Origin of the sequence: Streptomyces albidoflavus (assembly GCF_000719955.1) — a bacterium.
In the GTDB taxonomy this organism is placed as follows: Bacteria; Actinomycetota; Actinomycetes; order Streptomycetales; family Streptomycetaceae; genus Streptomyces; species Streptomyces albidoflavus.
In genome coordinates this window covers 292,924-311,938 of sequence record NZ_JOII01000007.1, presented here as the reverse complement: position 1 = coordinate 311,938, position 19,015 = coordinate 292,924, and the positions used below count along the sequence as shown (strand labels likewise).

The window sequence follows — 19,015 nt, the reverse complement described above, 5'->3', positions numbered from 1 at the left end:
GGTGGCGAGGGCGGGGGCGGGGTGGGGCCGGGGTGGGGAGCGGGGGTGCTGCCCGAGGGGGCGGTGCGGGTCGCGGGGTGGTGTGTGGTGCTGCTGCTGGTGACCGGGGTGGCGTGGGTGGCGGTGTGGCTGTGCGTGCTGTTCCGGGCGGCGGTGATCCCGGTGCTGCTGGCGCTGCTGGGGACGGCGCTGCTGACCCCCTTGCACCGGCGGCTGTTGAGGATGCGGGTGCAGCGGTCGCTGGCGGCGGGGCTGACCTGCGCGGCGGTGCTGGTGGTGGTGGGCGGGGCGACGTACATCGTGGTGCTGGCGCTGGTCGACTCGGGTGACCAGATCGTCGCCTCGGCGAAGCTGGCGGCGCAGGACGTCGCCGGGTTCCTGGGGGCCGACGAGGCTTCGCTGGACGACCTGGCGTCGAACGCGCGGGAGCTCTTCGACCGGTTCGGCGGGCCCGCGGCCTCGGGGGTGATCAGCGGGCTCGGCCTGGTCGCGCAGGCGGGGGCCATGGGGGTGCTGGCGGTGCTGCTGGTCTTCTTCTTCATCCGGGACGGGGACCGGGTCGTGGGGTCGCTGCGCACGATGGCGCCCGGCCACGTCGGCGAGATCACCGAGGCGATCGGGCGGCGGGCCTACCGGGCCGTCGAGGGGTTCATGCGGGGGACGACCATGATCGCCCTGATCGACGGCGTCCTCACCACGATCGGCCTGCTCCTCCTCGGTGTGCCGGGGGCGGCCGGGCTGGGGGCGCTGGTCTTCATCGGCGCGTACATCCCGTACCTGGGGGCGTTCGTCTCCGGGGTGCTGGCGGTGCTGGTGGCCCTCGCCGACCGGGGGGTGGTGATCGCGGCCTGGACGCTGCTGGTGATCTTCCTGGTGCAGATGCTGGAGGGCAACGTGCTCCAGCCGGTGATCCAGAGCCGCACCGTGCAGATGCACCCGGCGGTGGTGCTGGTGGCGATCACGGCGGGGGCGACGGTCGGCGGGGTGATCGGCGTGCTCCTCGCGGTGCCGGCCACCGCGGCCGCCTTCGGCATCGTCGCGGAGCTGCGCGAGCGGTACGGGGGCGGGAGCGGGGCCACGGCGGCGGGCGCGGGGCCCGTCGGCGGCGAGCCCGGCACCCTCTGACCGGCCGGGCTCAGAGGTTCTCGGCGGCCTCCGCCAGCCGGTCGAGGGCGGCTTCGTCCAGCTCCGGGACCGCGTCCTCGGCCTCCTCGGCGTCCTCGCCCTTCTCGCCCGGCTCGTGCTCGGCCATCTCGAACCAGATGCACTTGCCCGAGCCCTGCGGGTCCACGCCCCAGGAGTCGGCGAGCAGGTCGAGCAGGACCAGGCCGCGGCCCGAGGAGGCCAGTTCGCCGGGGGCGCGCTTGTGCGGGAGGTCGTCGCTGGGGTCGGAGACCTCGACGCGCAGGCGGCGCGAGCCGGGCGGGCCGAGGAGTTCGGCGGCGAGCAGCCCGTCGCCGTCGGTGTGCACGAGGACGTTGGTGAGCAGCTCGGAGAGGAGCAGCACGGCCGAGTCGACCTGGTCCTCGTCGGCCCAGTCGTGCATGACGGCGCGCAACTGCTGGCGGGCCTCGGAGATCCGCTCGCCCTCGTCCTGCCGGATGGTGACGACGGTCCGCCGCCCGGCGGTGACGGGGCCGCCGGTGGCGTGCAGGTCCCGGTGCATGAGGAGCACCGCGATGTCGTCCTCGCGCCGGTCCACCAGCGGGCCCGGCCGGTGGTACGAGGAGGGGCCGTGGACGGCCTGGACGAGCCGGTCGGCGAGGTCTTCGAGGCCGTCGCCGCTGAGCGGGTCGTGGAGCTGCCCGTCGGCCTCGTCGGCCGCCGGGGGCCCGGGGCGTTCCATGACGGCGCGGACCCGGTCGAAGCCGGTGGCGAAGTCGTGGCCGCCCGTCTCGATCATGCCGTCGGTGCACAGCATGATCGTTTCCCCCGGTTCGAGGACGATCCGGGTGATGGGGTAGTCGGCGTCCGGGTCGATCCCGAGCGGCAGCCCGCCCGTGGTGGGGCGGAGCAGGACGGTGCCGTCGGGCATCCGGATGACCGGGTCGGGGTGGCCGGCGCGGGCCACCTCCAGGACGCCGGTCGACGGGTCGGCCTCGATGTACAGGCAGGTGGCGAAGCGCAGGTCGGCGTACTCGTCGACGGGCAGGGCGCCGTCCTCGCCCTTGTTGCTGCCGCCGGAGGAGCCGTAGATCCGGGAGGTCATGATGCCGGAGAGGAAGCGGGTGGCGCGGGCGAGGACGGCGTCGGGGCGGTGGCCCTCGGCGGCGTAGGCGCGCAGGGCGATGCGGAGTTGGCCCATCAGCCCCGCCGCGCGGATGTCGTGGCCCTGGACGTCGCCGATGACGAAGGCGTAGCGCTGGGTGCCGCCGGTCTCCTCGCCGTGGGCGGCGCCGGGCAGCGGGATCATGTCGTACCAGTCGCCGCCGACCTGGAGGCCGCCGCCGGTCGGGATGTAGCGGGCGGCGACGCTCATGCCCGCGACGGAGGGGCCCAGCGTCGGCAGCATGGTGCGCTGGAGGCCGTCGGTCAGCTCGCGGGCCGATTCGGCGTCGCCCGCGCGGGAGAGGGCCTGGGCGAGCATGCGGGCGACGGTGGTGAGGACGGAGCGCTCGTCGGGGGTGAAGTAGACCCGGTACGTGAAGGCGGCCATCCACGCGCCGATGGTGCGGCCGCCGGCCACCAGGGGCAGGAACGCCCAGGACTGCCGGTCGAAGCGGCTGGCGAGGGGCCAGGTCAGCGGGTAGCGCTCGCGGTACTCGTCCGGGGAGGAGAGGTAGACGGCGCGGCCGGTGCGGACCACGTCGGCGGCCGGGTAGGAGGTCTCCAGCGTCATGTCGAGGAAGGGCTCCTCGTCACCGTTGTTCTGGCCGTGGTGGCCGACCACGGTGAGCCGCTCGCCCTCGACGCCGAAGACCGCGAGGCCGTCCGGGGAGAACCCCGGCATGGACAGGCCCGCCGCCACCCGCAGCACCTCGTCCGTCGAACGGGCCTCGGCCAGGGCGCGGCCCGCGTCCAGCAGGAAAGCCTCGCGCGAGCGCCGCCAGTCCCCGGTGACCGCCGCCCGCGCGCCCGCCGGCGGCTCGCTGGCCTCCTGAAGCGTGCCGGTGAGCAGCACATCCCGCCGCTCGGGCCCGATCCGCTCCGGCTTGGACCGGCTGCGTACGGTCCGCAGGACGCGGCCCTCGCCGTCCATGACCCGCAGCCGGACCTCGGCGAGGGTGCCCTCGGTCAGGGCGAGGGAGACGACGCCGTTGATCTCGTTCCAGTCGACGGGGTGGAAGCGGGCGCGGACGACCGTCTCGGGGAGGACCGCCGCCTCCTCGGGCAGCCCCAGGAGCCGGGCTGCCTCCGCGTCGATGGTGACGACGCCTCTCGCGTTGTCCCAGCGCCACAGGCCCGTGGCCACAGCGGCCAGGACGTCCCTCACGTCCGGGAGGGAATCCTCGGTGCGCATTGCCCCACTTTATTCCGCCCGGCCACACCCGCGACTCCACCCCTGCTCCGGGCGGGTCCAGGACGTCCCTCAGCTGGGGGAACAGAATTCCAGCCCGGCCGGCGCTTGAGGCCATCGGTGATGCGCGCCGGGCAACGGCACCGCACCCAACCCAGCCCGGCCGGCGCTTGAGGCCATCAGTGACGCGAGCCGGACAACGCCGCGCAGCCCAACCCAGCCCGGCCGGCGCTTGAGGCCATCAGTGACCCCAGGGGGCACCCGCCCGCCGCCCGGCGAATCAAGCGCACCCCCCGGCCCAAGGCCCCCAGGGATATCCCGACGAAGGGCCCAGCCCTGAGCGGTAACCTGGGACCGGGCTGAGTCACCCCGAACCCCACCTCCGAAGACTGGATGAACGACGATGCACCGGTACAGGTCCCACACCTGCGGCGAGCTCCGCGCCTCTGACGTCGGCTCCGACGTCCGGCTGAGCGGCTGGCTGCACAATCGCCGAGACCTGGGCGGCATCCTCTTCATCGATCTGCGCGACCACTACGGCATCACGCAGCTCGTCGCCCGCCCGGGCACGCCCGCCGCCGAGCTGCTGGACAAGCTGTCCAAGGAGACGGTGGTCCGCGTCGACGGCCAGGTCGTCTCGCGCGGCACCGAGAACGTCAACCCGGAGCTGCCCACCGGCGAGATCGAGATCGAGGTCTCCGACGTCGAGGTGCTCGGCGAGGCGGCCCCGCTCCCCTTCACCATCAACGCCGAGGACGGGGTGAACGAGGAGCGCCGCCTGGAGTACCGCTTCCTCGACCTGCGCCGCGAGCGCATGCACCGCAACATCATGCTGCGCACCGCCGTGATCTCGGCGATCCGCCACAAGATGACGGCGCTGGGCTTCAACGAGATGGCGACCCCGATCCTGGCCGCGACCTCCCCCGAGGGCGCCCGCGACTTCGTCGTCCCCTCCCGCCTGAACCCGGGCAAGTTCTACGCGCTGCCGCAGGCCCCGCAGCAGTTCAAGCAGCTGCTGATGATCTCGGGCTTCGACCGGTACTTCCAGATCGCCCCCTGCTTCCGTGACGAGGACGCCCGCGCCGACCGTTCGCCGGGCGAGTTCTACCAGCTCGACGTCGAGATGAGCTTCGTCGAGCAGGAGGACGTCTTCCGTCCCATCGAGAAGCTGATGACGGAGCTGTTCACGGAGTTCGGCGGCGGCCGCGAGGTCACCTCCCCGTTCCCGCGCATCCCCTTCCGCGAGTCGATGCTGAAGTACGGCAACGACAAGCCGGACCTGCGCGCCCAGCTCGAACTGGTCGACATCACCGACGTCTTCGCCGACTCCGGTTTCAAGGCGTTCGCCGGCAAGCACGTCCGCGCGCTGCCGGTGCCGGACACCGCCGGGCAGTCCCGCAAGTTCTTCGACGGCCTCGGTGACTACGCCGTCGAGCAGGGCGCCAAGGGCCTCGCCTGGGTCCGCGTCGGTGACGACGGCGCCCTGTCCGGCCCGATCGCCAAGTTCCTCACCGAGGACGACGTCGCGGTCCTCACCGAGCGCCTCGGCCTCAAGCCGGGCCACGCGGTCTTCTTCGGCGCCGGCGAGTTCGACGAGGTCTCCAAGATCATGTCGGCCGTCCGCGTCGAGGCCGCCAAGCGCTCCGGCCACTTCGAGGAGAACGTCTTCCGCTTCTGCTGGATCGTCGACTTCCCGATGTACGAGAAGGACGAGGAGACCGGCAAGATCGAGTTCTCCCACAACCCCTTCTCGATGCCCCAGGGCGGCATGCAGGACCTGGAGGAGAAGGACCCGCTCGACATCCTGGCGTGGCAGTACGACATCGTCTGCAACGGCATCGAGCTGTCCTCCGGCGCCATCCGGAACCACGAGCCCGAAGTCATGCTCAAGGCCTTCGAGATCGCCGGTTACGAGCGCGAGACCGTCGAGCGCGAGTTCGCGGGCATGCTCCGCGCCTTCCGCCTCGGCGCCCCGCCGCACGGTGGCATCGCCCCCGGTGTCGACCGCATCGTGATGCTCCTCGCCGACGAGCCCAACATCCGCGAGACCATCGCCTTCCCGCTCAACGGCAACGCCCAGGACCTGATGATGGGCGCCCCGACCGAGCTGGAGGAGTCCCGCCTGCGCGAGCTGAACATCCAGCTCCGCAAGCCGGTCGCGGACAAGGCCAAGGACAAGGACAAGTAAGCCCCACCGTACGTACGCGACAGGGCCCGGCCTCCCTTCGGGGAGGCCGGGCCCTGTCGCGTACGTACGGAGCCGGAGCCGGAACCGGGGTCAGGCCGCCGGGGCCGGGCCGGAGCCGCGGGTGATCTGGTGGCAGCTGCGGCACTCCAGGCTGCCGTTGAGGGCGTCGTCGGTGGTGAGCACCCGGGTCCGCTTCGAACCGCAGTGCACGCACTGACCTGGAGTGCCGCGGGCGACCCGGCGGGCGGTGAGCCAGGCCGGGCCCCGGCTGTCGAGGCGGATCAGCAGCACGACCGCGCCGACGACGAGGACGGCGAGCACGGTGACGGTGAGGACGGTGACCAAGGGGACCTCGCGGTGGGCGGAAGCCGGCGACGGAGCGGCCCCGGGGCCGCAGGCGGCATCCTGTCAGCCCGCGAACTCCCTGGCCAGCATGGCGTACACGTACTCGCTGCCCCAGGTACCGGTGGCCGGGTTGACGTCGCTGTCGACCAGGTACGCCTCGCGGCGCATGCCGAGCCGTTCGCAGACGCGCCAGGAGGGCTTGTTGTCGGCGTCGAGCCGGGCGTAGACCCGGTGCACCTTGAGCGGGCCGAAGGCAGCCGCCAGGACGGCCCGGGCCGCCTCGGTGGCGTAGCCGTGACCGGCGTACTCCGGCGCGAAGACCCAGCCGATCTCCGCCTGCGCGGCGAGCGCGGAGCGGAGGCGGAGCCCCGTCTCGCCGATCACCTGCCCGCGCAGGCAGACCGCGAGCCCCAGGTCGGCGCCGGTGGTGCCCCACTCCGGGGAGTCGATGCTGCGCGCGATGAGCTTCGCGCACCCCTCCCGGTCCAGCGGCGGCCGGTACAGGTACCGCGCCACGTCCTCCCGCCGGTGATAGGCGTGCAACGCGTCGGCGTCCTCCGCCCGCAGCGGCCGCAGCACCAGCCGCTCGGTCCGTATCGGCATCTCCACCCGCACGCACACCCTCCCCAGCTCGCCCGGAACGGGCAGCTTAGGCGGGGGCGGGCGCTCACACCACCGGTGGCCGCCCCAGCCGCGTCATCCGCCAGACCGTGCGCCACGCCATCGGCCCGCGCGGGCCGCAGGGGGTGCGCAGGCCCTCGAAGAACCCGCCCCACCAGGCTTTCAGGGCGGAGGGGGAGCGGAGGCGGGCCGTCATGAGGAGGGTCCAGAGGGCGAGATGGGCCGGGATCAGCACGGCGGGCAGGCGGCGGCGGGCGAGCCAGACGCGGTTGCGGGCGGTGTGGTGGTGGTAGACCGCGTGGCGGGCGGGGGAGGTGCGGGGGTGCTGGAGGACGAGGTCGGGGGCGTAGTGGATGGACCAGCCGGCGTCCAACGCGCGCCAGGCCAGGTCGGATTCCTCGTGGCCGAAGAAGAACTCGGCCGGCCAGAGGCCGATTTGGCGGAGCATCGGCAGGGAGAGGGCGTGGCCGCCGCCGAGGAAGGCGGTGACGGGGCCGCCGCGCAGCGGGTCGCCGGCGCGCAGGCGGGGGACCCAGCGGCGTTCGGTGTGGCCGTGTTCGTCGGCGACGCGGAAGCCGATGATGCCGAGGGCCGGGTCGCGGGCGTAGCGCTGCTGGACGGTGCGGAAGACGTCGTCGGCGATGAGCAGGCCGTCGTCGTCCAGTTCCACGACTACGTCGCAGGCGTCGGCGTCGGCGTCGCGGAGCAGGGTGAGGCCGACGTTGCGGCCGCCGGGGCAGCCGAGGTTCCCGATGAGCGGGAGCTTGGTGAGGGGCAGGCCCGAGGCGTCGTCGGGGACATCGGTGAGCGGGGTGGCGTTGCCGACCAGGACCACGCGGGTGGCCGGGACGTCCTGCCGCGCCACCGAGGCGAGCAGCGCCGCCAGTTCGCGCGGGCGGGTGCCCATGGTGACGATGACGACTCCGATGCGCGGCAGCAGCATGGCGGTGACTCCCGTGGTCGGCCGGTCCCTCTGGTGCGGGGCGCCGATGTCAACGGCGCGCGCCGCCCATCCGTCACGCGCGCACGGCAGTGCGGTCGCCTACTCCGGCCAGGCGGACTCCTCGATGGTGGTGACGAAGTCGCCCGGGGTGAAACCGGGGACGAAGTGGGCGAGGACGTCGGCCTTGACGTTGCCGAAGGTGGTCTCGGGCTTGGGGGCGACGCCCTCGGTGAAGGCGGCGAGGATGCGCCGCTTGAAGTCGGGGCGCGGGTGGCGGGCGACGATCGCGGTGCGGTCGGCCTCGTCGAGGCTGTCGTAGCCGAGGCCGAGCACGTCGTACTCGACGCCCGCCGTCACCAGGGCCACCTCCGGCTCCATGAACTCCGGGATGCCCGGGGTGGTGTGCAGGGCGATGGCGGTCCAGACGCGCCGGATGCTGTCCTCGGGGACGGCGCGGGCGGCGAGGAAGCGGCGGGCCTCGTCGGCACTGTCCACCTCGAAGCGGCGGCCGCTGTTCCGGTGCTCCTCGCCGAGGCCGAGGTCGTGGAACATGGCGCCGAGGTAGAGGAGTTCCGGGTCGTAGCTCAGGCCGCGCCGTTTGCCGCGCAGGGCGCCGAAGTAGTAGACGCGCCGCGAGTGGTGGTAGATCAGCTCCGGCGCCGTCTCGCGGACCAGTTCGGTCGCCTCGGCGGCGAGCCGGGTGTCGGGCACCCGCACCCCCGCCACCTCAGGTTCGGCGTTCTCGTACCCGGCCATGGCTCACCGCTCCCTCGCTGACGTACGGCCCCCGTCGCGCGTCCAGTGTGGGCGGCGCGGGGGCCGGGCGCCAAGGGGGAGCGCCGGCCGGGTGCCGGGCGCCGGGGTCAGGCCGCCGGGCGGGCCAGCCTGGCCAGGACGCGCGAGCGCAGCAGCTCGTACTCCTCGCGGAGGCGGGTGAAGTGGGGCGGGCGGGGGACGACCTCGCCGTCGGAGACGATCTCCTCGGGGGCGAACTGCTCGTGGGTGAGGTCGATCTCGATTCCCTCGCCGAGCCGGTTCCACCAGTGGAAGTCGGTCTGTATGCCGTCGACGCGGACCACGCCGCGGATCAGCTCGCCGCCGAGCAGGTCGTTGAGGACCATCGCGGTCACCCCGCACTGGTCGCGGGCCGGGTTGTCGGGGCTCCAGTGCGGGCGGTGGGCCGGGGTGGTGGTGTCCGCGCCCCAGCTCGCGCGGACGGCGGCCTCGATGTCGGTGAGGAGGAACGGGCGCGGGCCGGGGGCCGGGGCGGCGGGGCCGGGAGTGGTGGCGGGGAGGGCGGTCGTCATGAGGCGGAGTGTGACAGGGGCCACTGACAGCCGGTGGTCCGTGAGGGCGGGAGGGGTGGCGGAGGTGCGGATTCCGGCAGCCGGGGCTCGGAGCATCGTCCAAGGAGGGTCGTGTATGCGCCCATAATCCCCGCTTCCGCCTTGCAGGTGAGAGGCGCATCGCCCTAACGTGCCGCACATGCAGTCCTACACCATCGGCCAGGCGGCCCAGCTCCTCGGCGTCAGCCCCGACACGGCACGCCGCTGGGCCGACGCCGGACGGGTCGCCACCCATCGCGACGACAACGGCCGGCGGCTCATCGAGGGGCAGGCGCTCGCCGCCCTCGCGGTGGAGGTCGGCCAGCAGGGCGCGGACGACGAGGAAGCCTCCTACACCACCGCCCGGAACGCCTTTCCCGGCATCGTCACCGGGGTGAAGCTCGGCGACGTCGCGGCACAGGTCGAGATCCAGGCCGGGCCGCACCGGCTGGTCTCCCTGCTGACCAGGGAGGCGGTCGAGGAGCTCGGACTGGAGGTCGGGATGCGGGCCACCGCCCGGATCAAGTCGACCAACGTGCACATCGACCGGACCTGAGGCGCGCGATGGGCGCCGACCACCCGAGACCCGCTTCCCGCCGGTACCGCCCGCCCGACCCGTCCCCTCCGGGCCGACCACCACGGTCGGCCCGGCCCGTCCGGACCGAGGAGCCACGATCCCCATGGCCAGTTCCGCCACCACCCGCTCACCCCGCCGCGCCCCGCTGGCGGTCGCCACCGCCGCCGTGCTGATACCGCTCGCCGCCTGCGGCGGAGGGGACGGGGAGAAGGGCGGGGACGGCTCCGCCTCGGCCGGGTCGGAGAAGAAGAACACCCAGCTCACCGTGCTCGCCGCCGCCTCGCTCACCGACGTGTTCGAGCAGGCGGGGAAGGCGTACGAGAAGGAGCACCCGGGCGTCAGGATCGACTTCTCCTTCGCCGGGTCGCAGGAACTGGCCGCGCAGGTCAAGCAGGGGGCGCCGGCCGACGCCCTGGTCACCGCCGACACCAAGACCATGGACGGCCTCTCCGGCGAGACCGGCGACCCCACCGTCATCGCCAAGAACCGCCTGGTCATCGCGGTGGAGGAGGGCAACCCGAAGAAGGTCGAGTCGCTCAAGGACCTCACCGACGAGCAGCTCAAGGTGGTGCTCGCCGCCGAGGAGGTCCCGGTCGGGCGGTACGGCCGGCAGATCCTGGACGCCCAGAAGCTGACGGTGAAGCCGGTCTCGCAGGAGGTCAGCGTCCGCGCCGTGCTGAGCAAGGTCGAGCTGGGCGAGGCGGACGCGGGGCTCGTCTACAAGACCGACGCCGAGACGGTTCCGGACAAGGTCGACGCGGTCGACATCCCGGACGGGCAGAACGCCGTCGCCTCCTACCCGGCGGCCACCCTCAAGGGCACCGAGCACGCCAAGGAGGCGGAGGCCTTCGTGAAGTGGCTCTCCTCCGACAAGGCGCAGGAGCTGCTGCGGAAGGCCGGGTTCCAGCAGCCCTGAGCCCCGGCGGCGGGGGCGCGCGGGGCGCACTTCGGCGCTCGTGACGGACGGGGCGCTCGCTCACGTGTTCGTATGCGCCGCGCGCACCCGTTGCTCCGGCCGTTCCGTGTGGCGCGCCGACGGACGGGGGAGGCCGAAAAAGAGCGCGGCGTGAGGTGTGCGGGGCGTGGTGGACGGAGGAGCGCGGGTGCGAGGCGGGAGCGGGGTGGGGCAGGCGTGAAGCGGGGAGTCGTGGGCGGGCCGGTGCGGTCCGGGAGGCCCGGCGCCGGTGCGGGCGGCGCGGTGCGCCGGGGTGTCCCGGCGGGGCTGCTGGTCCCGGCGCTGGTCGGCGTCGCCTTCCTGCTGCTCCCGCTGGTCGGCGTGCTCGCCAGGACGGACTGGCCCTCCCTGCTCCACCACCTGACGACGCCGCAGGTGACCCAGGCGCTCCGGCTGTCGCTGGTCGTCTCCGGCTGGGCGCTGCTGCTCTCGCTGCTGATGGGGGTGCCGCTGGCCTGGCTGCTGGCCCGGGTGCCGTTCCCCGGCAAGGCGCTGGTCCGCTCGCTGGTGCTGCTGCCCATGGTGCTCCCGCCGACCGTCGGCGGTGTCGCCCTGCTGCTGGCCTTCGGGCGGCGCGGGGTGCTCGGGCCGTGGCTGGAGTCCACCTTCGGGCTGACCCTGCCGTTCCACACCGCGGGCGCGGTGGTCGCCGCCGCCTTCGTGGCGATGCCGTTCCTGGTGATCAGCCTGGAGGGGGCGCTGGCCGGGCTGCGTCCCTCGCTGGAGGAGACGGCGGCCTCGCTCGGCGCGGGCCCGCTGCGCGTCTTCGCCACGGTGACGCTCCCGCTGCTCGCCCCGGCGCTGGCCGCCGGAGCCGCCCTGACCTGGGCGCGGGCACTCGGCGAGTTCGGGGCCACGATCACCTTCGCGGGGAACCTCCCGGGCGCCACCCAGACCCTGCCGCTCCAGGTGTACCTCCTCCTCCAGGACTCCCCCGAGGCCGCCACCTCCGTCTCGCTGCTGCTGCTGGTGATCGCCATGGCGGTCCTGGTGGCCCTGCGGGGCCGCTGGACGGGCGGGGCGGTACGCGAGGCCCGCGCCACCCCGCCGCAGGGCGCGGCGGCCCCCGCCGACCCGGCCGGCTTCGCGGACCTGGGCGCCCCCGAGGAGGGCCCCACCCTGGAGAAGCCTCCGATACGCCCCGGCGCCGGAGTCGGCGCCGGCCCGGCCCCCGCCCCGGCCGCCGAGGAGTCCGACCTGCGCGCCGAACTCACCGGCTACACCCGCTTCCCGCTCACCGCCCCCGCCGGCACCACGATCGCGGTCGTCGGGCCGAACGGCGCGGGCAAGACGACCCTGCTCCGCGCCCTGTTGGGCCTGACCCCGCGCGCCCACGCCGAGGTCCTGCTCGGCGGCCGCGACGTGACCCGGCTGCCCACCCACCGGCGCGAGGTGGCCTGGGTGCCGCAGGACGGGGCGCTCTTCCCGCACCTGTCGGCGCTGGCCAACACGGCGTACGGGCTCCGGGCGCGCGGTGTGCCCCGGGCCGAGGCGCGGCGGCAGGCGCGGGAGTGGCTGACGCGGCTCGGCGTGGGCGAGCTGGCCGGGCGGCGCCCCGCCCAGCTCTCCGGCGGCCAGGCCCAGCGGGTGGCGCTGGCCCGGGCGCTGGCGGCCCGGCCCCGCCTCCTGCTCCTCGACGAGCCGCTGGCGGCGCTGGACCAGACGACCAGGGCGCGGGTCCGGCACACCCTGCGGCGCCATCTCGCCGGGTTCGGCGGGGTCTGCCTGATCGTCACGCACGATCCGGTGGAGGCGGTGTCGCTGGCCGACCGGGTCCTGGTGCTGGAGGGCGGTGAGGCGGTGCAGGACGCGCCGCCCGCCGAGGTCACCCGCCACCCGCGCTCCCCGTGGGTGGCCCGGATGCTCGGCGGCAACGCCTGGGAGGGCACGGCCGGTCCGGAGGGCACGGTCGAGCTGGCGGGCGGCGGCCTGCTGACGACGGCACCGGGTGAGGCAACTCCGCCCGGACCGGGGGCCCCGGTCCTCGCGGTGATCGCTCCGGAGGCGGTCTCGCTCCACCTGGCCCGCCCGGAAGGCAGTCCCCGGAACGTCTGGGCCGGGACGGTGCGGGAGCTGACGGCGGTCGGCAGCCGGCTCCGGGTCCTCGTCACCTCGCCGGAGGTGCCGGCCCTGGTCGCCGAGATCACCCCGGCGGCCGCGGCCGACCTCGGGCTGACCGACGGGACGCGGGTCTGGACGGCGGTCAAGGCCACGGAGGTGACGGTGGTGGGGCTCTGATTCCGGAGTACGGGCCGTCGTTTCCGGGGGAGCCGGCCGCAGACCGTCGCGTTCCGGCCGGGTGGCGGTGGAGCGGGCCCGGGACCGTGGAGCCGGTGCGCAGATCTGCATAAAGTCTTTACATGCGCAGCTACGGAACCGGTGAAGCCCCGCCCCGCACCCCGACCGCCGCTCCCGATCCCGACCCCGAAACCGCCCCCGGGGAACAGGCGTTGCTCGACGGCGGCCCGGCCCACGGCACACGCCTGCGGGTCCTGGGCCGCCCGGCGGTGGTGCAGGTGACGTACCCGTGCCGGACCGAGGACGGCCCGACCCCGTTCCGCGTCGACGCGCTCTACGTGTACCGGCGCGACCCCCGCGTCCACCACGAGCCGCTCCGCTACGGCTACGACCACGCCAGCCCCTGACGCCCGCACCGGCGTACGCGGGCACCCGGCCGAGAACCCCTGGCGCTCCCCGTCGTTCACCCGGGGGGGGGGGGGACTACCGGGAGCCATGGCCGTGCCGCGACAACTCGGGCCTGACCGGCGGATACCCGGGAAGGATTCCCCGTGCCCGACTTGAGTGGCTACATTGCGCAAGGTCGTACAGATGCGGCTAGGGGGTGTCTTCACATCCCGCACGGCGCCCACGGCGCCGTGCGGGATGTGAAGACACCCCCTAGGGGACCTGAAGGGGGAGTGACCGGATGACCGGCAGCCGGCGACGCGTGCCCGTGGGCGGGGGTGCGGAGCGCGAGGGGGGCGGGCGCGAGCGGAGTTCCGCGACGGCGCACGAGGGAGGGCGCAAGGCGCGGCCCGTCCTGCTGCTCGGCCTCTCCCTGGCACTGCTCGCCACCGCGGGCGGCGGCTGGCTCTACCTCAAACTCGGCGGCAACCTCGGCACGTTCGGCCAGGAGGGCGTTTCCGACAACCGGCCCCCGGACACGTCGGCGGGCCAGAACATCCTGCTCCTCGGCTCCGACAGCCGCACCGGCGGCAACGCCGAGCTCGGCGGCGGCGACAAGGACGACATCGGCCGCTCCGACACCGCGCTGCTGCTGCACGTCTACGCCGACGCCCAGCACGCCGTCGCCGTCTCCATCCCGCGCGACACCCTGGTCCCGATCCCGAGCTGCCGCCTGCCGGACGGCTCCTGGACCGAGCCGAGACAGCGCGCCATGTTCAACACCGCCTACACGGTGGGCGAGACGCCCGAGGGCAACCCCGCCTGCACGCAGAACACGGTGGAGCAGCTGACCGGGCTGCGCGTCGACCACACCCTCGTCATCGACTTCAAGGGCTTCTCCGACCTCACCGAGGTGGTCGGCGGCGTCCGCGTCTGCGTCCCGCAGGACATATACGAGCGCGACCTCAACCCGAAGCGCGCCACCCGCGGCGACCGCGTCTTCGCCCGCGGCGAGCAGGACGTCTCCGGGCAGCGGGCGCTGGACTACGTCCGCATCCGGCACGGCATCGGCGACGGCTCCGACCTCGGCCGCATCAAGCGCCAGCAGGCGTTCGTGGGCAGCCTGATGAAGAAGATCAAGGAGGACGGGCTCACCCCCGGCAAGCTCCTGCCGCTCGCGGACGCCGCCACCAGGTCGATGACGGTCGACCAGGGCCTCGGCTCCGCCGACAAGCTCCTGGACTTCGCCATGGGGCTCAAGAACATCGACCTCGACAACACCAAGTTCCTCACCATCCCCTGGCGTTACGAGGGCAACCGGGTGGCCGTCGTCGAGCCGGACGCCGGCGCCCTGTGGCAGGCGCTCCGCAACGACCGCACCCTCGACGGCAAGAACGCCGGCGGCCGTGGCGAGGCCCGCCCGGCCGCCGACACCTCACCGGCGCCGAGCGGGCCGGTCGACGGCACCGGCACCACCGTCACCGTCCACAACGGCACCACCGTCAGCGGCCTCGCCGCCCGCGCCGCCGCACGCCTCACCGAACACGGCTTCACCGTCGGCGCCCTGGGCAACGCGCCCGGCCAGGACGTGGCGGGCACCGTCGTCACCCACGGCCCCGGCGAGGCGGACCGCGCCCGCACGGCCGCCCGGCTCTTCCCGGGCGCCCGGCTCGTCGAGACGGCCGCACCCGGCATCGACATCACCGTCGGCAGCGCCTACGCCGCCGACCCCGACGCCGGGCCGGATTCCTCCCCCTCGCCGCAGTCGACCGGCGTCCCGGCCGAGGTGGCCGACGGCGCCCGCTCGGCCGACGACGACCTCTGCGACGACCTGTCGTACGGCTGAGACGCCCCCTACGGGCGGCCCCTCGTGATCCGGTCCAGGTCGAGATTGCCCTCCGGCCCCGTGGTGCCCGGCGGAAGGGCCAGCGCGGTGCCGACGGCCGGGGGGAGCGGGCCGTGGCCGAGCAGCCCGGTGACCAGTTCGGCGGTGAGCCGGTGCCACTCCGGGGCGCGGCGCAGCATCGCGTGGTCGCTGCCCCGGATGGTCACCGAGCAGGTCCGGGCGCCGGCGCGGCGGGCCCGGGTCGCCGTGGTCTGCGAGGCGAGCGGGCTGGTGGTGTGGTCGCGGTCGCTGTGCAACAGGACCACCGAGCGGCCGGAGAGCTGGGTCACCGGGTCGCCGGGCGGGCACCAGGGGGCGAGGCCGACGACGCCGCGCACCAGCGGGTGTCCGGCGGCGCGCAGGGCGGCCCGGCCGCCCATGGAGTGGCCGACGAGGATCACCGGGACCTCGCCGTACTCCTCGGCCACCGCGTCCAGTGCCCGGGAGGTGTCCCGCAGCGGGTCCTCGCGGGCGCCGTTCCAGCCCCGGTGGGTGTAGCGGACGGAGGTCAGCCGCACGTCGCGGCCCCGGGTGGCGCGGGCGATGGACCGGCCGAAGGGGCGCATCCGCAGACCGGGCAGGTTCCACGGCGGGGGCGCCTCCAGGCCCGCCTCCCGGCCGCCGTGCAGCAGCATCACCACGGCCCGGGGCGTCCTCCCCGCGCCCTCACCGCGTCCGCCCTGGCGCGGCAGCCCGTCGAGACCGCCCCGCGTCGCCGCGTCCTCGGGCCGCCCCGGTGGCTCCGCCCCGGCGCTGGCGTCCGTGCCGGGCGGTGGCTCGGCGTCCTGGGCCCGCTCTGCCCTCATGTGTGTCTCCCCCTGTGCCGCGGCCCGTTCCCGGTACGGGGTGGCCGCGGCGGTGTTCGTGACGGTGGGTGTGGGTGGCCGTGCCCGGGGCCTACGTGCCCCGGGCACCTGGTCGTCTGTGGGGTCCGGGGTGTGGTTCCCGGCGGCCCGCTTCCGGCCACCCCTTGTTCGGACCGGCGGGCGGTCCGGATGGGTCTGCCGGTACGGGAGTGGACGCTCCGCCGGGACTCTCCCGCGCGGGAGTTCTGTCGTGGGCGGCGTCGCGAGCAGTGCCGGGACCCGGCCGCGTGAGCCGAGGGGACATCAGAGCACGCTCTCCCGCCCCGTTTCCACCCATGGCCTCAGCTTGCCCGTACGGGGGGAGGTCAGGCTCGCGCAGGCGTACGGGGAGCCGCAGGCCCGGTGACGGCGGCAGGGACACGGCATTAAGAACGCGTCAAGATTGCCGGTGATCGGCAATGTCTTTTCGGCCAGGCCTATGGGAACATTCAGGAGAGTCACGGCACCGGCTTCTCACTCTGCCCCGCGCATCGGAAATGCGGAGCGGGCCCGGAACGGCACGGCGGAAATCAGGACCGCCGGTTCCGGAAACGACTGACCCCCCGCGAGCGGGGCGCGGTGGTGTGGGAGGGAAACGGCGACACGGGGAGGGGTAAATCGTGACCCTGTTTCTTGGTCTGGGAATCGCGGGAATCGTCCTGCTGGTTCTTTCCCTGATCTTCGACGGCGTCCTGGAGGGATTCTTCGGGGACTTCCTCGACGGTCTGCTCTCCCTGCCCGCCATTGCCGGGTTCGTGTCGATGCTTGGGTTCGGCGGAGCGATCGTGCTGGGGACCACCGGGCTCGGTGTGGCCGGCGCGACGGTCGTCGGTGTCCTCGCCGGCGTGGTGACGGGCTGGGTGGTGCTCAAGCTGAGCAAGGCCCTGATGCGCGACCAGACCGACGCGACGCCCCGTTCGGCCGACCTGGTGGGTACGGCCGGCTCCGTGGTCACCGCGATTCCGGCCAGTGGCTACGGCGAGGTGCTGGTGTACCTCGGCGGCCAGCCGCTGAAACTCTCCGCCAAATCCACCGCTCCCCTCACCAGGGGAACCGAGATCTGGGTCGAGGCATCTCTCTCCTCGACCTCGGTCTCCGTCCGCCCCGTCGAACGCTGACGGCGGCGGCACCGGGCCGGGGAGTTCCGGCAGCCGACCGCGCTTCCGGCCGGCCGATGTTTCACGTGAAACATCCGGACGTTTCCCGTGAAACACCGTCATGGGGCCGCCTGGTGTTTCACGGGAAACATCGGCCCGCGCCGGAGGGCGGCAGCGCCGCCGGAGCTCCGGCCGACCGCACTGTCCGCACTATCCGCCGTCCCCCGGACGGCTTGGGGGAAGCCCAATGAGTCCAGTCGTCTCCGCAGTCGTAGGAGCCGTGGTGCTCCTCGTCCTGCTCGCCCTGGTGGTGATCACCCGGTACAAGGTCGCCGGGCCCAGCGAGGCGTTCATCATCACCGGCCGTCGGGGCAAGAAGTCCACCGACCCGGAAACCGGCCGCACCATCACCGACAACAGCGGGCAGAAGGTCGTGGTCGGCGGCGGTGTCTTCGTCGTCCCGTTCGTGCAGCAGCGCTTCACGCTCGACCTCTCCAGCCGCCACATCCCCGTCTCCGTCCGGGGCGCGGTCACGCTGCGCGGCGTCAAGGCCAACCTCGAAGGCGTCGCCATCGTCAAGGTCGGCGGCAACGAGGACGCCATCCGCGCCGCCGCCCAGCGCTTCCTCCAGCAGCAGGGCGGCATCGTCGGCTTCACGCAGGAAGTGCTCTCCGGCGCCCTGCGCGCCATCGTCGGCCGCATGTCCGTCGAGGACATCATCCGCGACCGCGCCACCTTCGCCGGGCAGGTCGCCGAGGAGGCCGAGACCAGCCTCTCCGGCCAGGGCCTGATCCTGGACGCCTTCCAGATCCAGGACATCACCACCGAAGGCTCCTACCTGGAGGACCTCGGCCGTCCCGAGGCCGCCCGGGCCAAGCAGGAGGCGGACATCGCCGAGGCGATCGCCAAGCGCGCCTCGGAGCAGGCCCGCCTGAAGGCCGCCGAGGAAATCGCCATCGCCGAGCGGACCTTCTACCTGAAGCAGGCCGAGATCAAGGTCGAGACGGAGGCGGCCGGGGCCAAGGCCAACGCCGCCGGTCCGCTCGCCGAGGCCGCCCGTCAGCAGGAAGTGCTGATGGAGCAGGAGAAGGTGGCCGAGCGCCAGGCGGCGCTGACCGACCGCGAGCTCGACACCAAGGTGCGTAAGCCCGCCGACGCCGCGCGGTACCAGGCCGAGCAGGAGGCCGAGGCCCGCCGGATCGCCCAGGTCAAGGAGGCCGAGGCCGACGCGCAGCGGGCCCGCCTGACCGGTGAGGGCGAGAAGGCGCACCGCGCCGCCCTCGCCGACGCCCTCCGCATCGAGGGTGAGTCCGAGGCGGCCGCCATCGCCGCGAAGGGTTCCGCCGAGGCGGAGGCCATGCGGAAGAAGGCCGACGCCTTCGCGCAGTACGGCGACGCGGCCGTTCTGCAGATGCTGGTCGAGGTGCTGCCGCAGGTCGTCGCCAAGGCGTCCGAGCCGCTCAGCGCCGTCGACAAGATGACGGTGATCTCCACCGACGGTGCCTCCAAGCTCTCCCGCACCGTGGTGGACAACGTCACCCAGGGCATGGAGCTGCTCCAGTCCACCACCGGGATGGACCTGACCAGCGTCCTCAAGGGCATCACCGCCAAGGAGGGCGCCACCGTGCCCGCCCAGGCGCCCAGCGAGGCCCCTGCCGCCAAGGACGCGTCCGAGGGCGAGCAGAAGATCGACATCCGCGACTGACGCGGGGCCCGCACACGGAAGGGCTCCGGCCGCCTTCGGGCGACGGGGCCTTTTTCCGTGTCTGTCACCTCTCGGTGTCATCCTGGGAGAGAACACCTACGAAGGAGCCCCCCGTGCAGCTGGAACTCGCCGAGTCGGATCTCAAGTCCGTGCTGAACCGTCTCAAGCGGGCCCAGGGCCAGATCGCGGGTGTCGCCCGCATGATCGAGGAGGGGCGGGACTGCGAGGACGTCGTGACGCAGCTGGCCGCGGCCTCCCGCGCGCTGGACCGGGCCGGTTTCGCCATCATCGCCACCGGGCTCCAGCAGTGTCTGACCGACGACCCGCAGGACGGCGAGAACCCCACGACTCCGGAGTCCCGCGAGGAGATGCGGGCCCGCCTGGAGAAGCTCTTCCTCTCCCTGGCCTGACGGCGGGCCCCCGGCGCGGGCGGCCGGCTCCGCGCCC

The 19,015-nt window shown here is 73.7% G+C and carries 17 protein-coding genes; 10 read left to right on the top strand and 7 right to left on the bottom strand.

Features of this window, described 5'->3' with window-relative positions; all coding sequences use genetic code 11:
• The first annotated feature begins 45 nt into the window (after positions 1-45).
• A complete protein-coding gene (locus IF45_RS0111380) occupies positions 46-1,125 on the top strand; it encodes an AI-2E family transporter (protein ID WP_030307140.1) in 1,080 nt (359 codons plus the stop codon).
• A 10-nt stretch (positions 1,126-1,135) separates the two neighbouring features.
• On the opposite strand, the gene IF45_RS0111375 is transcribed toward IF45_RS0111380, so the two are convergent.
• Complete coding sequence (locus tag IF45_RS0111375; RefSeq protein ID WP_030307138.1) at positions 1,136-3,460, bottom strand: ATP-binding SpoIIE family protein phosphatase; 2,325 nt, start codon at positions 3,458-3,460, stop codon at positions 1,136-1,138.
• Between the two features lie 400 nt (positions 3,461-3,860).
• On the opposite strand from IF45_RS0111375, the gene aspS reads away from it, so the two are divergent.
• Positions 3,861-5,645, top strand: coding sequence for an aspartate--tRNA ligase (gene aspS, locus IF45_RS0111370; RefSeq protein WP_003949289.1), 1,785 nt, complete (start codon positions 3,861-3,863; stop codon positions 5,643-5,645).
• Between the two features lie 90 nt (positions 5,646-5,735).
• Here the strand turns inward: aspS and IF45_RS0111365 are convergent, their stop codons facing one another.
• The 5 genes from IF45_RS0111365 to IF45_RS0111345 form a co-directional block, all read right to left on the bottom strand.
• Positions 5,736-5,990, bottom strand: a complete 255-nt coding sequence (locus IF45_RS0111365) for a hypothetical protein (protein ID WP_003949288.1) — start codon at positions 5,988-5,990, stop codon at positions 5,736-5,738.
• A gap of 63 nt (positions 5,991-6,053) precedes the next feature.
• Positions 6,054-6,605 (bottom strand): GNAT family N-acetyltransferase, encoded by a 552-nt coding sequence (locus IF45_RS0111360; RefSeq protein WP_008414096.1) that lies wholly within the window; start codon positions 6,603-6,605, stop codon positions 6,054-6,056.
• Positions 6,606-6,657: 52 nt separating this feature from the next.
• The gene (locus IF45_RS0111355; RefSeq protein WP_030307135.1) at positions 6,658-7,554 is read right to left on the bottom strand and encodes a glycosyltransferase family 2 protein; all 897 of its coding nucleotides are present in this window, start codon (positions 7,552-7,554) and stop codon (positions 6,658-6,660) included.
• Between the two features lie 99 nt (positions 7,555-7,653).
• On the bottom strand, positions 7,654-8,310 hold the full coding sequence (locus IF45_RS0111350; RefSeq protein ID WP_003949285.1) for an HD domain-containing protein: 657 nt from the start codon (positions 8,308-8,310) through the stop codon (positions 7,654-7,656).
• A 107-nt stretch (positions 8,311-8,417) separates the two neighbouring features.
• Entirely contained in the window at positions 8,418-8,861 is a 444-nt protein-coding gene (locus IF45_RS0111345) for a YunG family protein (protein ID WP_051720688.1), read from the bottom strand.
• A gap of 178 nt (positions 8,862-9,039) precedes the next feature.
• Here IF45_RS0111345 and IF45_RS0111340 point away from each other — a divergent pair, with 178 nt between their 5' ends.
• The 5 genes from IF45_RS0111340 (at position 9,040) to IF45_RS0111320 (ending at position 14,882) form a co-directional block, all read left to right on the top strand.
• Positions 9,040-9,435, top strand: a complete 396-nt coding sequence (locus IF45_RS0111340) for a TOBE domain-containing protein (RefSeq protein WP_003949283.1) — start codon at positions 9,040-9,042, stop codon at positions 9,433-9,435.
• A gap of 124 nt (positions 9,436-9,559) precedes the next feature.
• Complete coding sequence (gene modA, locus IF45_RS0111335) at positions 9,560-10,372, top strand: molybdate ABC transporter substrate-binding protein (RefSeq protein ID WP_030307128.1); 813 nt, start codon at positions 9,560-9,562, stop codon at positions 10,370-10,372.
• Between the two features lie 231 nt (positions 10,373-10,603).
• A complete protein-coding gene (locus IF45_RS0111330; protein WP_030307126.1) occupies positions 10,604-12,649 on the top strand; it encodes an ABC transporter permease in 2,046 nt (681 codons plus the stop codon).
• A 122-nt stretch (positions 12,650-12,771) separates the two neighbouring features.
• Positions 12,772-13,056 carry a hypothetical protein gene (locus tag IF45_RS0111325; RefSeq protein WP_030307124.1) on the top strand — a complete coding sequence of 95 codons (285 nt, stop codon included), beginning with the start codon at positions 12,772-12,774 and terminating at the stop codon, positions 13,054-13,056.
• 281 nt (positions 13,057-13,337) lie between these two features.
• Positions 13,338-14,882 carry an LCP family protein gene (locus IF45_RS0111320; RefSeq protein ID WP_030307122.1) on the top strand — a complete coding sequence of 515 codons (1,545 nt, stop codon included), beginning with the start codon at positions 13,338-13,340 and terminating at the stop codon, positions 14,880-14,882.
• A gap of 8 nt (positions 14,883-14,890) precedes the next feature.
• Here IF45_RS0111320 and IF45_RS0111315 read toward each other — a convergent pair whose 3' ends face one another.
• Positions 14,891-15,727 carry an alpha/beta hydrolase gene (locus IF45_RS0111315; RefSeq protein ID WP_015507566.1) on the bottom strand — a complete coding sequence of 279 codons (837 nt, stop codon included), beginning with the start codon at positions 15,725-15,727 and terminating at the stop codon, positions 14,891-14,893.
• A gap of 659 nt (positions 15,728-16,386) precedes the next feature.
• Between IF45_RS0111315 and IF45_RS0111310 the strand changes: the two genes are divergently transcribed.
• The 3 genes from IF45_RS0111310 to IF45_RS0111300 all read left to right on the top strand — a co-directional run bounded on the left by IF45_RS0111310 (position 16,387) and on the right by IF45_RS0111300 (position 18,978).
• Positions 16,387-16,884: an NfeD C-terminal domain-containing protein gene (locus tag IF45_RS0111310; RefSeq protein ID WP_003949276.1), complete on the top strand. Its 498-nt coding sequence runs from the start codon at positions 16,387-16,389 to the stop codon at positions 16,882-16,884.
• 226 nt (positions 16,885-17,110) lie between these two features.
• Positions 17,111-18,568 (top strand): flotillin family protein, encoded by a 1,458-nt coding sequence (locus IF45_RS0111305; RefSeq protein ID WP_026048484.1) that lies wholly within the window; start codon positions 17,111-17,113, stop codon positions 18,566-18,568.
• A gap of 113 nt (positions 18,569-18,681) precedes the next feature.
• The gene (locus IF45_RS0111300; protein WP_008416063.1) at positions 18,682-18,978 is read left to right on the top strand and encodes a metal-sensitive transcriptional regulator; all 297 of its coding nucleotides are present in this window, start codon (positions 18,682-18,684) and stop codon (positions 18,976-18,978) included.
• Positions 18,979-19,015 lie beyond the last annotated feature (37 nt).